The 13,834-nt window shown below is 73.2% G+C and carries 12 protein-coding genes and 1 tRNA gene; 5 read left to right on the top strand and 8 right to left on the bottom strand.

The window, feature by feature from the left end; genetic code table 11:
- Positions 1 to 13: 13 nt before the first annotated feature.
- Complete coding sequence (locus tag ABZY13_RS19490; protein ID WP_356632277.1) at positions 14 to 916, bottom strand: TerD family protein; 903 nt, start codon at positions 914 to 916, stop codon at positions 14 to 16.
- 210 nt (positions 917 to 1,126) lie between these two features.
- On the opposite strand from ABZY13_RS19490, the gene ABZY13_RS19485 reads away from it, so the two are divergent.
- Genes ABZY13_RS19485 through ABZY13_RS19475 form a run of 3 tightly spaced genes read left to right on the top strand, consistent with a single transcriptional unit; the run spans position 1,127 to position 5,734 of the window.
- Positions 1,127 to 2,299: an HpcH/HpaI aldolase/citrate lyase family protein gene (locus ABZY13_RS19485; protein ID WP_356632275.1), complete on the top strand. Its 1,173-nt coding sequence runs from the start codon at positions 1,127 to 1,129 to the stop codon at positions 2,297 to 2,299.
- A gap of 43 nt (positions 2,300 to 2,342) precedes the next feature.
- Positions 2,343 to 4,922 carry a phosphoribosyltransferase gene (locus ABZY13_RS19480; RefSeq protein ID WP_356632289.1) on the top strand — a complete coding sequence of 860 codons (2,580 nt, stop codon included), beginning with the start codon at positions 2,343 to 2,345 and terminating at the stop codon, positions 4,920 to 4,922.
- Positions 4,922 to 5,734, top strand: coding sequence for an HAD family hydrolase (locus tag ABZY13_RS19475; RefSeq protein WP_356632273.1), 813 nt, complete (start codon positions 4,922 to 4,924; stop codon positions 5,732 to 5,734). Before ABZY13_RS19480 ends, ABZY13_RS19475 begins: the two co-directional genes overlap by 1 nt.
- 207 nt (positions 5,735 to 5,941) lie before the next feature.
- Here the strand turns inward: ABZY13_RS19475 and ABZY13_RS19470 are convergent, their stop codons facing one another.
- The 4 genes from ABZY13_RS19470 to ABZY13_RS19455 all read right to left on the bottom strand — a co-directional run bounded on the left by ABZY13_RS19470 (position 5,942) and on the right by ABZY13_RS19455 (position 9,425).
- Positions 5,942 to 6,169, bottom strand: coding sequence for a zinc ribbon domain-containing protein (locus ABZY13_RS19470; RefSeq protein ID WP_356632271.1), 228 nt, complete (start codon positions 6,167 to 6,169; stop codon positions 5,942 to 5,944).
- A 9-nt stretch (positions 6,170 to 6,178) separates the two neighbouring features.
- Complete coding sequence (locus ABZY13_RS19465) at positions 6,179 to 6,772, bottom strand: DUF4383 domain-containing protein (RefSeq protein ID WP_356632269.1); 594 nt, start codon at positions 6,770 to 6,772, stop codon at positions 6,179 to 6,181.
- A gap of 203 nt (positions 6,773 to 6,975) precedes the next feature.
- Positions 6,976 to 8,412, bottom strand: coding sequence for a hypothetical protein (locus tag ABZY13_RS19460; RefSeq protein ID WP_356632267.1), 1,437 nt, complete (start codon positions 8,410 to 8,412; stop codon positions 6,976 to 6,978).
- 74 nt (positions 8,413 to 8,486) lie between these two features.
- Entirely contained in the window at positions 8,487 to 9,425 is a 939-nt protein-coding gene (locus tag ABZY13_RS19455) for a DUF4097 family beta strand repeat-containing protein (protein ID WP_356632265.1), read from the bottom strand.
- 191 nt (positions 9,426 to 9,616) lie between these two features.
- On the opposite strand from ABZY13_RS19455, the gene ABZY13_RS19450 reads away from it, so the two are divergent.
- Positions 9,617 to 9,688: transfer RNA gene (locus ABZY13_RS19450), tRNA-Val, on the top strand.
- Positions 9,689 to 9,968: 280 nt separating this feature from the next.
- Here the strand turns inward: ABZY13_RS19450 and ABZY13_RS19445 are convergent.
- Together ABZY13_RS19445 and ABZY13_RS19440 are read right to left on the bottom strand one after the other, a co-directional pair.
- Positions 9,969 to 10,316 carry a hypothetical protein gene (locus tag ABZY13_RS19445; RefSeq protein WP_356632263.1) on the bottom strand — a complete coding sequence of 116 codons (348 nt, stop codon included), beginning with the start codon at positions 10,314 to 10,316 and terminating at the stop codon, positions 9,969 to 9,971.
- Between the two features lie 60 nt (positions 10,317 to 10,376).
- Positions 10,377 to 12,398 carry a glycosyl hydrolase gene (locus tag ABZY13_RS19440; protein WP_356632261.1) on the bottom strand — a complete coding sequence of 674 codons (2,022 nt, stop codon included), beginning with the start codon at positions 12,396 to 12,398 and terminating at the stop codon, positions 10,377 to 10,379.
- Positions 12,399 to 12,802: 404 nt separating this feature from the next.
- Here ABZY13_RS19440 and ABZY13_RS19435 point away from each other — a divergent pair, with 404 nt between their 5' ends.
- Complete coding sequence (locus tag ABZY13_RS19435; RefSeq protein WP_356632259.1) at positions 12,803 to 13,060, top strand: DUF2277 domain-containing protein; 258 nt, start codon at positions 12,803 to 12,805, stop codon at positions 13,058 to 13,060.
- Positions 13,061 to 13,063: 3 nt separating this feature from the next.
- Here the strand turns inward: ABZY13_RS19435 and ABZY13_RS19430 are convergent, their stop codons facing one another.
- The gene (locus ABZY13_RS19430) at positions 13,064 to 13,684 is read right to left on the bottom strand and encodes a VTT domain-containing protein (protein ID WP_356632257.1); all 621 of its coding nucleotides are present in this window, start codon (positions 13,682 to 13,684) and stop codon (positions 13,064 to 13,066) included.
- Positions 13,685 to 13,834 lie beyond the last annotated feature (150 nt).

The following is a 13,834-nucleotide window of genomic DNA, read 5'->3' as shown; positions in this document are numbered from 1 at the left end:
GCCGGCCGGGCCGTCAGCGCCCGATGAACTGCGGTCCCTGCGGGGGCAGGCGGAAGTCGGGGTCCGGGGCGGCCGCCGGGACCGGGGGCGGCGGGGGGTAGCCGTAGCCGGACTGGACCGTCGCGGGCGCCGCGGAGGTCTGGGGGTAGCCGTAGGTGGCGGCTGCCGGCTGGGGGTAGCCGTACGCCGGCTGGGCCGCCGCGGGCTGCTGCGGGGGGTAGCCGTAGCCGGGCCGGGCCTGCGGCTGTGACGTGGCCTCGGGCTGCGGCAGGGCCGCCGTCGGCTGCTCCGGAGGCAGGGGGCGGGACGGCTCCGGGGCCTGGGCGGGGGACGGGGACTGCTCGGAGGAGCGGGCCTGCCCGTCGTCGGGGTCGGACTCGTCGACCGAGATGCCGTAGTCCGTGGCCAGGCCCTGGAGGCCGTTGGCGTAGCCCTCGCCGAGCGCCCGGAACTTCCAGCCGTCCCCGCGCCGGTACAGCTCGCCGCAGATCAGCGCGGTCTCCTCGCCGGTCTCGGGCTTGACGTCGAAGTACGCCAGCGGCTCGCCGTCCGGGGCCCCGGCGTCGTACAGCAGGATGCGCAGGGACGGCACGCGGTCGAAGGGGATGTCCTCCGCCGAGGCGACCAGGAGTATCTGGCCGACCTCCGGTTCGACGCCGGAGAGATCTGTCTGGATCGTGTCGGTCAGGCCTTCGGCATCCTGCTTCATGCCGAGCCGCCGCACGGTCCCGGACGGGTGCCGGGGCTGGTTGTAGAAGACGAAGTCCTCGTCCGAGCGCACACGGCCGCCGGGGCCGAGGAGCAGCGCGGAGGCGTCGACGTTCGGGACCCCCTGCCCCGGCGTCCAGCGCAGCACGGCGCGTACCGTGGTGGCTTCCAGCGGGACGTTCGACCCCTTCAGCATCGCGTGCGTCATGCGGTCATCCTGCCCTCTCGGTCCTGCTCACGACAACGCGGGGGTGGGCGGGGCGCCGGGCGGTCCGAGGCCGGTGCGACATGCCCCTGCTCGACGTGCGTTACTTGAAGTTCATGCCCAGCGGGAACCCCTGACATGGAGTTCTACGTACTATTACCGGCCACCTTCCAGCAGTCACACAGGCCACCCAAGTCACCCCGGGGGAGTCATATGCGTCATTTCGGGCACTTCGCCCCTGAGGTGCGGGAGCGTCTCTTCCACCGGCAGCCGTGCGAGTTCACCCCGGACTCGCCGGCCCGGCTCCTCTCCGCGGGACTGGGCGCCACCCTCTACAGCCCGGCGACCCGGCCGAGGCTGGCCGACGACATCGTCAAACAGGCCGGCAACGGCGTGGTCTCCATGGTCCTGTGCCTGGAGGACTCCATCGGCGACGCCGAGGTCGGCCCCGGCGAGGAAAACCTCGTACGCCAGTTCAACGACCTGGCCGGCCGGCCCGGCGCGGACGACGGCCTGCCGCTGCTGTTCATCCGCGTGCGCACCCCCGAGCAGATCCCCGACCTGGTCCGGCGCATGGGCCCGGCCGTGCGGCTGCTGTCCGGATTCGTCCTGCCCAAGTTCACCGAGGAACGCGGCATCCCGTTTCTGGAGTCGCTCTCCGTCGCCGAGGCCGCCAGCGGCCGCCGGCTGTTCGCCATGCCCGTCCTGGAGTCGCCCGAGCTGCTCTACCGCGAGTCCCGCGTCGAAACCCTCGAGGGCATCTCCCGCGCCGTCGACAAGTACCGCGACCGCGTCCTCGCCCTGCGCCTCGGCGTGACCGACTTCTGCTCCTCCTACGGCCTGCGCCGCGCCCCCGACATGACCGCCTACGACGTCCAGATCGTCGCCTCCGTGATCTCCGACGTGGTCAACATGCTCGGGCGCGCCGACGGCACCGGCTTCACGGTCACCGGCCCGGTGTGGGAGTACTTCCGGGTGCAGGAACGCATGTTCAAGCCCCAGCTGCGGCGCAGCCCCTTCCTGGAGGGCCAGGCCGAGGAGCTGCGCGAGGCCCTCATCGAGCACGCCATGGACGGGCTGCTGCGCGAGATCGCCCTCGACCAGGCCAACGGCCTGCTCGGCAAGACCTGCATCCACCCCTCCCACGTCCTGCCCGTGCACGCGCTGTCCGTCGTCAGCCACGAGGAGTACAGCGACGCCCAGGACATCCTGCGGCCGGAACGCGACGGCGGAGGTGTGCTCCGGTCGGCGTACACGAACAAAATGAACGAGGTGAAGCCGCACCGCGCCTGGGCGGAGCGGACGCTGCTGCGCGCCGAGGTCTTCGGCGTCGCCAACGAGGACATCGGCTTCGTCGAACTGCTCGCCGCCGGCATACCCGGCTGATCCCCGACCCAAGGAACGCATGGACAAGGCAGTGAACAAGGGCATGGACGCCACCCCTGGCGCCCAGGGAGCCGACCCGGCCGACGGCGTCTGGACCGGCGCCTGGGTCGCCGAGCGCCTCGGAGTCCGGCTGACCGGGGACGACTCGCTCACCGGCCTGCTCGGCCTCGCGCTGCGGCGCAACCCCAAGCGGGCCCACCTGCTGGTGTCGAACGTCCTCGGCAAGCACGTCCCGCAGTCCCCGTCGGTCGTCCACGGCTCCGGGTTCGCCCTCGGCCGCCGGGTCCGCGAGCTGCTGGGGGAGACGGGGGCCGGCGCCGCCGTCGTCCTCGGCTACGCGGAGACCGCCACCGGCCTCGGCCACGCCGTCGCCGACGGCCTCGGCAGCGCGCCCTACCTGCACTCCACCCGCCGCCCGGTCCCCGGCGTCGCCCGGGCCGGCGGCTTCGAGGAGTCCCACTCGCACGCCACCTCCCACCTCCTGCTCCCCGAGAACCCCGATCTGCTCGCCGGCGACGGCCCGCTGGTCCTGGTGGACGACGAGTTCTCCACCGGCAACACCGTCCTGAACACCGTCCGCGCCCTGCACGAGCGCTACCCGCGCGAACGGTACGTCGTCGTCGCCCTGGTCGACATGCGCTCGGCCGCCGACCGGGACCGCCTCGCCGCCTTCGCCGCGGAGATCGGCGCCCGCGTCGACCTGGTCACGGCGGCCCGCGGGACGGTGCTGCTGCCGGACGGGGTGCTGGAGAAGGGGCAGGCGCTGGTGGCGGAGTACGAGGGGCGGGGGCTGCCCGGCTCCGGCTCCGGGGCGGTGCGCGGTGCCGCGGAGAGGGAGGGGTCGTCCGGTCCTGCCGAGGTGCCGGGCGCCGCCCGGGGACGGGGCCTGCCCGATTCCGCGGCGGCGCCGGGCGTCGTCACCCGCGTCGACCTGCGCTGGCCGGCCGGCGTCCCGGACGGCGGCCGGCACGGCTTCACCCCCGCACACCGCCGACGCCTGGAGGCCGCGCTGCCCGCCATGGGCGCCCGCCTCGCCGAGGCCCTCCCGCCCGGCGCGCGGCGCGTGCTGGTCCTCGGCTGCGAGGAGCTGATGTACGCCCCGCTCCGCCTCGCCCGCGAGCTGGAGCAACTGGCCCCCGACGCCGACGTCCGCTTCTCCACCACCACCCGCTCACCCGTCCTCGCCGTCGACGACCCCGGCTACGCCATCCGCACCCGCCTCGTCTTCCCGGCCCACGACGACCCCGCCGACGGTCCCGGCGAGCGCTACGCCTACAACGTCGCCGGCGCCGGATTCGACGCCGTGGTCGCCGTGGTCGACTCCACCGCCGACACCCCCGCCCTGCACGCCCCGGACGGCCTGCTCGCCCGGCTCGCCGCCCACACCCCCCAGGTGCTGCTCGCGGTCATACCCTCATACGTACCCGAGGCCCCGCAGGCCTCCGAAAGGCCCCCCATGCTGCCCGAGCCCCTCCGCGGCCCCGCCTTCTCCTCGTACGCGCCCGACGAGGTCGGCTGGCTGCTCCAGGACCTGTCGGACGTCACCCTGGAGGCGCCCACCGAGGAGCGCGAGGAGGCCATCCAGAGCGGCGGCGCCCACTACGCCGAGTCCCTGCCGGTGGAGTACCAGCCCACTGAGCAGTACCAGCAGCTGTTCCACGCCGCCCTGGAGGCGTCCGCCGCCCGCGTCGCGCACGCCGTCGGCGTCGTCACCGAGACCGTCCTCGCCGAGCACCCGAACTCCGCGTCCCGGCCCGTGCTGGTCTCCCTCGCCCGCGCCGGCACCCCCGTCGGCGTCCTGATGCGCCGCTGGGCCCTGCACCGGCACGGCCAGGACCTGCCGCACTACGCCGTCTCCATCGTCCGCGGCCGGGGCATCGACGCCAACGCCCTGCGCTGGCTGGCCGACCGGTACGACCCGCGCGACGTCGTCTTCGTGGACGGCTGGACCGGCAAGGGCGCCATCACCCGCGAACTCACGGCAGCGGTACGGGAGTTCGAGGAGCGCGAGGGCGTCACCGGCTTCAACCCGGAGATCGCGGTGCTCGCCGACCCCGGTTCCTGCGTGCGCACCTACGGCACCCGCGAGGACTACCTCATCCCCTCCGCCTGCCTCAACTCCACCGTCTCCGGCCTGATATCGCGCACCGTGCTGCGCGCCGACCTGGTCGGCCCGCACGACTTCCACGGCGCCAAGTTCTACCGCGAACTCGCCGGCGCCGACGTCTCCGCCGCCTTCCTCGACGCCGTCTCCGCCCGCTTCCCCGAGGTCGCGGACACCGTCGACGTCGCCGTCAAGGAACTCCTCGCCGCCGACCGCACCCCCACCTGGGAGGGCTGGGCGGCCGTGGAGCGCATCAGCGAGGAGTACGGCATCCACGACGTCAACCTGGTCAAGCCGGGGGTCGGCGAGACCACGCGGGTGCTGCTGCGCCGGGTGCCGTGGAAGGTCCTCGCCCGCGCCGGGGCCGGCGCCGACCTCGACCACGTACGGCTGCTCGCCGCACAGCGCGGCGTGCCGGTCGAGGAGGTCGCCGACCTCCCCTACACCTGCGTCGGACTGATCCATCCCCAGTACACACGAGGCGCCACCGGCGCCGACGGAAAGGCGGTGGCCCTCTGATGCCGGTCCTGGTGGCGAGCGATCTCGACCGTACGCTCATCTACTCCTCGGCGGCCCTGGCGCTGACCATGCCGGACGCGCGGGCGCCCCGGCTGCTGTGCGTCGAGGTGCACGAGAGCAAGCCCCTGTCCTACATGACCGAGACGGCCGCCGCGCTGCTCGCCGAACTGGGCGACGCGTCGGTGTTCGTGCCCACCACGACCCGCACGCGCAAGCAGTACCTGCGCATCAACCTGCCCGGCCCCCCGCCGAAGTACGCGATCTGCGCCAACGGCGGCCACCTCCTCGTCGACGGCGTCTCCGACCCCGACTGGCACGCCTCGGTCACCGCGCGGCTCGCGGACGAGTGCGCGTCCCTCGCCGAGGTGCAGGACCATCTGCTGGCCACCGCCGACCCGGTGTGGGTGCGCAAGCAGCGCGTCGCCGACGACCTGTTCGCCTACCTCGTCGTCGAGCGCGAGCTGCTGCCCGAGGAGTGGGTGAAGGAACTCGCCGTCTGGGCGGAGAACCGCGGCTGGACGGTGTCCCTCCAGGGGCGCAAGATCTACGCCGTCCCCAAGCCGCTCACCAAGAGCGCGGCCATGCACGAGGTCGCCCGCCGCACCGGCGCCCACCTCACCCTCGCCGCCGGCGACTCCCTCCTCGACGCCGACCTGCTCCTCGCGGCCGACCGCGGCTGGCGGCCGGGCCACGGGGAACTGGCGGACAGCGCGTGGAGCGGGCCGGAGATCAGCGCGCTCGCGGAGCGGGGGGTACTGGCGGGGGAGCGGATCCTGCGGGAGTTCCTGCGGGCGACGCGGGACGCCGGGTAGGGCGTGCGGGACGAGGGCGTGCGGGGCGCCGGGTAGGGCGTCCGGCGGTTTCTGCGGCGGGTGTGCCGATGGGCGGGTGTGCCGATCGGCGGGTGGGCCGAAAGGCGCGGGGCATGAAAGGAAGCGCCCGGGTGTGCCCCGGGTGCCGAAGGGCGCGGGCGCCACGGAAGCCCCGGGTGCCGAGGGGCTGAGGGCCCGGGGCTCGGTTCAGCCGCAGCAGCCCCCGCCGCAGCAGCCGCCGCCCCCGCCGCCCGCGCGGGGCGCCGACGCCGGGGCGGGTGCGGAGGCCGAGCCGCCCACCGCCACGGTCGACAGCAGCTTCACGCTGTCGTCGTGACCCGTCGGGCAGGTCGCCGGGGCGGAGGACTCGGCCATGGGACGGCTCAGTTCGAAGGTGTCGCCGCAGGTCCGGCAGCGGTACTCGTAGCGAGGCATGAGCACAGGTTAACCGGCGTCCCGCGGTGGCTCCAGGGACCGGTCGGCAGCCTTGGTCGACCCGCGGGACAGCCGCTCGCGCGGCTCCGGCTCGACCAGGTCCGGGTGACGGGCGCGCCAGTACGGGTTGTCGTGCGGCAGCGCCGAGCCCACCCGTCCGTACATTCCGAAGACCATCAGCACCACGCCGAACACGAAGCTGAACAGCACGTTCTGGATGCGGAACGCCAGGAAGTTGTACTCCGTGTTCAGCAGGCCCAGGTTCAGAAAGCCGCTGAGGATGAACGCGATGCCGACCACCATGTTCAGGGTCGAGGCGAAGTTGCCGCCGATCACCATCCCCGCGAAGAGCAGCAGCCCGACACAGATGGACAGCACGCTCAGGGCGCCGTTGGTGCTCAGCCCGGCGACCTCGTCGCCCCGGGTGTCGAAGAACCCGACCTTGTCGATCAGGCCGAGGATGCCGAAGGCGACCAGCACCAGGCCCATCAGACCCGCGCCGATCCGGTAGACCCTGTTCAGGCGGTGGTCGACCGGAAGATGCTCGTCGAACCTGATCCGCCGCCCGGCGTCCCCGCCCCGGTGCACTGCGTGTGTGGCCATGTCCGCCTCCTCGTCGCGGTTGCCGGTGGAGGGCGTACGTCCCCTTAATATGTGCCCCTATCGGGCGGCGGGCAACATGACGCCCGCGGGTGGGGCGGCAAGGGCCCGGCGGAGCGGGCAGGGCGCGACGGGCAACGGGCGACGGGCGACGGGCGGCGGGCGGCGGGAGCCAGGACCTGGGGCCGGTCCGGGCGACGGGCAGCTCAGTGCGCGGCGGTCCCGCGCTCCTCCCGGATCTGCGCGACGACCCGCGCCACGGTCCGCCGTACCGCCTCCGTCTCCGTCAGGAAGTGCCAGTAGTCGGGGTGGCGCCCCTCCTCCAGCGTGCCGATCGCGCGCTCCAGCCGGGCCACGGAGTCGTCCAGTGGGCGGGCGTGCCGCGGGTCGGGGGTGTGGCGGCCCGCCATCGCCAGCCGCTGGGCGTCCCGGATGGCGAACCGGGTGCGCTCGATCTCCTCCTTCGGATCCTTCTGGACGGCGTTGAGCCGCCGCAGCCGGTCTCCGGCCGCGGACACCGCCTCGTCGGTGGAGTTCAGCAGGGCTCGGGCCGTGGACAGCAGGGCGGTGGCGTCGGCCCAGCGCTGCTCCTCCCGGGCCGCCCGCGCCTCGGTCAGCTTCTGCTCGGCCTGCCGGATGTGGTCGGCGGCGTGGTCGGGCACATGCTGGAGGTCCTGCCAGCAGGCGAGCGTGAAGCGCCGCCGCAGCTCGCTGAGCACCGGCTCGACCTGCCCCGCGCGGGTGGTCAGGGCCTGGGCGCGGGTCCGTAGCGAGACCAGCCGGTGGTCGATCTCGGCGGCGCGCTCAGGGAGCCGTTCCGCCTCGGTGCGGATCGCCTCGGCCTCCCGCGAGACCCGCTCGGCCCGCTCCAGCGTCTGTGCCACGCCGTGCCGTCCGGCGCCCTGGTTGAGCCTGGTCAGCTCGGGGGCGAGGGCGGCGAGCCGGGCCGCGAGGTCGTCGGCCCGCAGCCCGGACGCCCGTACGGCGTCCAGCGCGTTGGACGCGGCGAGCAGCGACTGCCGGGCCCGCTCGACGGCCGGCGCCAGCCGGGCCAGCTGGGTCTCGGCCTTCCCCAGCAGCGGACCGAGCCCTTCCGCGAACCGGTCCAGGTCCCCCTTGACCTGCCCCAGCTCGTCCTTGGCCCGCGTCAGCTCGGCGCGGGCACTGGCGGCGGCCGAGGCCTCCAGATCGTCCCGGTCGAGATCGTGGGCGTCGACGGCGCTGATGTAACGGTGGCTGGCCTCGTCGATGCGCCGGCCGAGCGCCTCGAAGTCGGCGGCTGCGCGGCGGGCGGCGGGGGAGTCGTCGACGGTGCTGATCGTCTCGATGGAGATCCGCAGGTCGCGCTGGGCGGTGTCGAGTTCGTAGAACGCCTCCGCGGCGGCGTCCTTGGCCGCCTGCGCCTCGGCCCGCTGATTTTCGGCCCGCCCGCCGAACCACCGCCGGGTGCCACCGCCGGCGAAGGCCGCGGGCAGCACGAGCGCGGCGAGCAGCGGCAGCCCGAGCAGCGTCAGCGCGTCGAGGGCGGCGGTACGCGAGGCGGACGGAGGCTCTGCCCGCGAGGCGGACGGACGCTCGGCGCGCGACGACGACGGCCATGATGACGGCGAATCCGGCCGAGGTGGTGTCGGTATCGCCGTCACATGCCTCTCCCGTGCTGTCATCCGCCCTGCCCGGTGTCATTGTCCCACCGGTTAAGGACGAACACACGGGCGCGTTAGTTCGCCGTGCGCACGGTGACTTTCCCGTCGCCGGTACGAGCGGTCACCACGTGCTCGCTCCGCTCGTCCCGCGGCACGGACACGTCCACGCCTCCGTCGCCGGTCTCGGTGCTGACGCGGTAGGCGGCCCGGGGCAGGGATATGGTCACGGACCCGTCTCCGCTGCGCGACTCGACGAGGTCGGGTATGACGCCGAGCTGCAGGTCGACCGATCCGTCCCCGGTGCGGGTGCGCACCTCGCGCGAATCGACGTCGGCCCGGACGGACCCGTCGCGCGTGTGCACGTCCAGGGCCCCGCTGACGCCCTGGACCCGCACGGAACCGTCGCCCGTCTCGACGTTCACCGCCCCGTCGACGTCGCCGACGCGCACGGAGCCGTCGCCCGTCCTGACCTTGACGGCACCGGTGACGTCCTCGACCCGCACGGACCCGTCCCCGGTCCGGATGTCCAGGGCTTCCCGGAACCCGCTGGCCCGCACGCTGCCGTCCCCCTCCCGCACCTTGACGGCGACGCCACGCGGCACCTCGATCCGGTGCCTGGCCTCGCAGTCGGCGACGAACCCCGAGCAGTGCAGGCGCAGCACCAGGCGGTCGCCGTCCTGCATCTCCCAGGAGACCTTGGGGTCCTTCCCCACGACCACGGACCCGTCGAACCACCGGGTGACCCGCACCTCGCCCTCCTTCGCCCCCTCCACGGCGACTATTTCGAGCCGGGAGTCGTCGGAGTCGACGGTGAGCGTCCGCCCGCTCAGCGCGAAGGCCCGCCGCTCGGCGTCCTTGTCCTCCTCGGCGGAGGCACACCCGGTGAGCCCGACGAGCAGCACCCCGAGCCCGGCGGCCCCGAGAGCGGAGCGCGTGAGCGGACGGGAACGGTTGCCGGAACGGGACGGACGGGACCCGGAATGCTGGTCCGACTGGAATCGGAAACGGCCCATGGAAATCGATCTCCCCCTGCTGTCCCGCGCTGCCGCCGGACCTGAATGCTGACTGGTTCGACCGTACGGTTCCGCCGTCCGCACGGGGATCCGGCGACCTCCCGGATCCCGGGTGGGGATAACCCCCGGCCGGAGCCGCTGACGGGTTTGCGGGACAGTCCCTCGGGCAAGGTAGGCTGTCGACTCGTCCTGGGCGCGTAGCTCAGCGGTAGAGCGCCGCCCTTACAAGGCGGATGTCGGCGGTTCGAAACCGTCCGCGCCCACAGGGTCAGTTCCTGGAGAGGTCCCGTTCCCCCCTGGCCGGGGAGGGAACGGGACCTCTTTCGTGCGCCCGACTTGCCCTCCGGCCACGGTCCCCCTGTGCGGCAGCTCGGCCGTGAGAGCCGATGTGGTGTTCATCCCGGTGCGACGAGTCGGAGCCAGTCGGCGAGCGCCGCGAAGTCGGCGTCCGTGAGGCCGTCGACGTCGAGGAAAAAGGGAGTGGCTGTTCCATCGCGTCTGTGACGGCGGCACGACGGCGCGGCGTGGCCAGGTCCTGACGGCTCACTGCTCGGCACCGTCGGCCGGCGGCTCGTGCGCGTGCTTCAGTTCCGCGCGGGCGGTCACGCGGTCCTTGCCGGTCAGTTCGGACCAGTAGCGGTGGGTCGTGACGAAGACCGCCAGTTCGTGTTCGCGGCGGCGGAGCTTTTCGACCTCGGCCTGTTCGTCGGGGGTCCAGCCGGGGGAGGCCGGGCGTTCGATCTTGCGCCAGGAGGAGTCGTCGGTGAAGCCGTCCAAGGGCTCGACCGACCAGGGGAGCCGCTTCAGCAGGGCCGACAGCTCGGCCCGGACCTGATGCAGCTCCTCCTGGCCGGCGCGGAGGTCGCTGGGGAAGTCATAGGTCGTAGCCACACGGCAATGCTACGCCTGTTCGATTTTGGTGTGCGAGTTGCCAGGCCGGCGGCGGGGCGGTCATTCGGCCCTGATGTCGTCCACGTACACGGTGCCCTTGGCCGGGCCGCCGCCGTGGCCGAGGTACAGGTTGAACGTCGCCACCCTGGCCAGGTAGCCCGCGTCCAGGACCTCCCCGGCGTGCCCGGTGTCCCACGGGGCGGGCCGGAACTCGCTGAAGGGAGCCCGGATCTCCCGTCCGGTGGTGTCGGACAGCGGGACGTTGTACTCGAAGTAGGCGCCGTTCGACACGATCTGGAGCGTCGCGCCGTTCGACGAGCCGTCGCCCCGCAGCCAGAGCACCAGCGACGAGAAGGCGGTCCAGTCCGCGTCCACGGTCTTGCCGATGCCGGTGTAGCCGGCGGAGGTGAAGTCGTACGCGTAGGCCAGCCCGTACGAGCCCGAGGCCCTGTGCTCGGCCGACAGGGTCGTGGTGTTGGCGTTGACGTGGCTGTAGGCCTCGCTCAGGGTGGCGTCGTCCCCGGCGTACCCCTCGAAGTCGTCGATCCACCCGGCGGGCAGCGGGGCGACCTCGCCGAGCAGGACCAGGCTCGAGTCGGTGAGGGTCCTGCCGTGCACCCGCGCGTCCACCGAGAGGGTCACCGACCGGTTGTCCAGCCAGGCCGGGTCGATCGGCCAGTCGCCGGAGTAGAAGCCGTCGGCGTCGAGGCGGAGCCGCCGGGCCGGTCCGCCGTTCACCGCGTACGTCACCCGGCTCGCCGTCCCGTGCGCGACCCGTACCCGGACGGTGCTCTCGGGGCTGGTCAGGCGCTGCCGGTCCGTCGGGGTCACGAGGTGCATGAACGGCGCGTTCGGGACGGCAGCGGTGCGCGCGTCGTACACGCCTCGCAGGTCGCCGGCGAAGACGGTGTACGGGTCCTCGGCGTACGCGACGAAGTCCGCGTGCAGGGCGTGGCCCGGCGTCGGCACGTACTGCCGGGTCTCGCCCCCGAAGTTGGCCCAGGTCTGCATGTAGGTCACCCTGCGCGCCAGCGGGTCCGCCTCGATGGCGCCCAGCAGCTTCGTGAACCACCGCGGGTTGCGGCCCTCCTCCCCGCTCTCCCCGAACTCGGTGTACGCCGGGACCTTGCCCTTCTCCTCGGCCAGCCGGACCACCATCGCCAGGTCCTTCACCAGGCCCTCCAGCCAGGCGTCCGAGCCGGCGGAGTTGTCGTAGGCGTCGTAGCCGAGGACGTCGACGTAACCGTCGCCCGGGTAGGTCTTGAGGTAACCCGTCGGGTCGCCGCCGAAGCTCGAGTTGGGCGAGTACGAGTAGAGCAGGTTGCGGACGCCCTTGGTGTCCCGCAGGTACTCGACCGTGTAGCGGAAGATCTCGATGTACTCCGCCGAGGTGGTGTGGCCGGCGCCCCACCAGAACCAGCCGCCGTTGTTCTCGTGGAACGGCCGGAAGATGACCGGGATCAGCGTGCCGTCCGGTCGGCGCGCACCCTTGACGGCCGCCGCGACGCGGTCGAGGAAGGCGTTGAACTGCGCGTGCTTCGCGCCTCCGGGGAGGATCTGGCCCACGACGCGGCCCGTGGTGTCGTAGAAGTTCTTGCCGGTGACGAAGTTCGGCATGTGGGCGCTGAGCGTGTTGATCCCGCCGAGGGCGTCCGCCTGCCGCAGGCACCGGCTGAGCGCGGCGATGTTCTCGGCCTCGGTGGCGTCCCTGCTGCCGGGGCGCTCGTCGCCGTCGAGGATCAGGGTGTCCCAGCCGAACAGGGCGGGGTGGTCGCCCGCCGCCGCCTTGGTGTCGGACGTCCTGCCGTCCGGCGTGGTGAAGGTGAAGCCGTAGGACAGGGCGTGCTGGTGGCCGAACAGGATGCCGTTGCCCTGCTGCCGCATCAGGTACGCGAACAGCGCGCGCGTCGCGCTCGTCGCCTTGTCGTCGGCGATCCGGACGCGCGTCGGCGCGCCCGTCGGCACCGGGGCGGCGGGCGCCGCCGCGGCCCGGGGCATCCCGGCGCCCGCCGCCACGGCGGCCGTGGCGGCGGTGGCGCCGAGCAGGACGAACGAACGGCGGTTCACGGCGGGGTTGGGCATGGCTGTCTCCTTGTTGCGGCGTGGCGTTGCCTGGCCTTGCGTTGCGTGGCGTCGAGTGGCGTTGCGTGGGCGGCTCTCGCAAAGAGGGGAAGGGGGAGGTCCCTGCGACGTGCCGACTGTGCCGGATGTGCGACAACGTTGTCCATGCCGGTGCGAGAGTTAAGCAACCGGTTTAGTGAATTGCTGCGGAGATCGTCGGCGGCCGTCTCGGAGGGTGGTACGGGGTAGCGGTCCTGCCGGAGATTAAACGGTCAAGTATTTTGCCCATGCCGAGCGGTCGGGTGGCGTGCGGGCAGTGGGGCTCGGGGCGGCGCCCGGGGCGCGATGCCGTTCATGCGTTCATAGATGCCGTTCATACGTTCATATACGGGTCGCTCGGCGGCCCGGCGAGGCACACTGGTCTCATGTGCCGCAGCATCAAGACGCTTCGTCCGCCCGCGCTGCCCGAAGAGGCCACCGAGGCCGACATCCGCGCCGCCGCCCTCCAGTACGTGCGCAAGGTGTCCGGGTTCCGCGCCCCCGCCGCGCACAACCGGGAGGTCTTCGACCGCGCCGTCGACGCCGTCGCCGAGGCCACGGCCCAACTCCTCGCCGAACTCGAAGTCCGGGGGCAGGGGCAGGCGCGCCGGGCCGTCGCGGCGGTGGGCGAGCAGGCGGGGTAGGGCTTACGCCGGCTCCCCGGCCCCCGGTTCCCTGCGCATCACGTACGTCGCCCCGGCTCCGGCCGCCACCAGCGCCAGCGCCGAGACGCCCGTCGCCAGCCAGGTCGCGCCCAGCCAGTGGGCGCCGAGGTAGCCGAGCGCCACGCTGTACGCCGCCCAGGCCAGGCCCGCCAGCGCCGACCAGGGCAGGAAGTCACGGGCACGGCGACGGGCCGCGCCCGCCATCAGGGAGACCACCGAGCGGCCGGCCGGGGCGAAGCGCGCCAGCACGACCAGCAGGCCGCCGCCCCGAGTGAGGGCCGCACCAAGGCGTCGCTGCGCCGTGCTCAGCCGGCGGGAGCGGGCCACGGCCCGGTCCAGGCGGGGGCCGCCGCGCCAGGCCAGACGGTAGGCCAGGAGGTCGCCCAGCACGGACGCGGTCGTCGCGCAGAGCACCAGGATCACGATGTCGGGGACGTCCCGCGCCACCTGCCCCGTCGCCGCCCCCGCTGCCGCCGCCGTCGACGCCATGATCACCAGCACGCCGCTCGGCAGCACCGGCAGGAACACATCCAGGAGCACCGACACGGCCACCATGGCGTATATCCATGGGCTGCCCGTCAGCTCCCCCACACTCTCCAGCACCGCGGTCCCCCGTCACTCCCCGTCATCCCCCGTAAGCCATACAGCGTACGCCTCGGGTGTGACAGGAGGGCCGGGAGGATCGTGGGGGTCCGACGGGTCGAACGCGTGGCCGGTGCCATCGCCTCATCGCCGTGCCCGGCGAGACGCCGC

It is taken from the genome of Streptomyces sp. NPDC006610, assembly GCF_040611575.1.
GTDB lineage: Bacteria > Actinomycetota > Actinomycetes > Streptomycetales > Streptomycetaceae > Streptomyces.
The sequence above is the reverse complement of the archived record's forward strand: the minus strand, read 5'-3'. Positions and strand labels throughout refer to the sequence as shown.

What these genes read in the sequence shown, in the direction of transcription:
- ABZY13_RS19490 (WP_356632277.1), bottom strand. Translation starts at nt 916, where the DNA reads ATGACGCACGCGATGCTGAAGGGGTCGAACGTCCCGCTGGAAGCCACC.
- ABZY13_RS19485 (WP_356632275.1), top strand. Translation starts at nt 1,127, where the DNA reads ATGCGTCATTTCGGGCACTTCGCCCCTGAGGTGCGGGAGCGTCTCTTC.
- ABZY13_RS19480 (WP_356632289.1), top strand. Translation starts at nt 2,343, where the DNA reads ATGGACGCCACCCCTGGCGCCCAGGGAGCCGACCCGGCCGACGGCGTC.
- ABZY13_RS19475 (WP_356632273.1), top strand. Translation starts at nt 4,922, where the DNA reads ATGCCGGTCCTGGTGGCGAGCGATCTCGACCGTACGCTCATCTACTCC.
- ABZY13_RS19470 (WP_356632271.1), bottom strand. Translation starts at nt 6,169, where the DNA reads ATGCCTCGCTACGAGTACCGCTGCCGGACCTGCGGCGACACCTTCGAA.
- ABZY13_RS19465 (WP_356632269.1), bottom strand. Translation starts at nt 6,772, where the DNA reads ATGGCCACACACGCAGTGCACCGGGGCGGGGACGCCGGGCGGCGGATC.
- ABZY13_RS19455 (WP_356632265.1), bottom strand. Translation starts at nt 9,425, where the DNA reads ATGGGCCGTTTCCGATTCCAGTCGGACCAGCATTCCGGGTCCCGTCCG.
- ABZY13_RS19440 (WP_356632261.1), bottom strand. Translation starts at nt 12,398, where the DNA reads ATGCCCAACCCCGCCGTGAACCGCCGTTCGTTCGTCCTGCTCGGCGCC.
- ABZY13_RS19435 (WP_356632259.1), top strand. Translation starts at nt 12,803, where the DNA reads ATGTGCCGCAGCATCAAGACGCTTCGTCCGCCCGCGCTGCCCGAAGAG.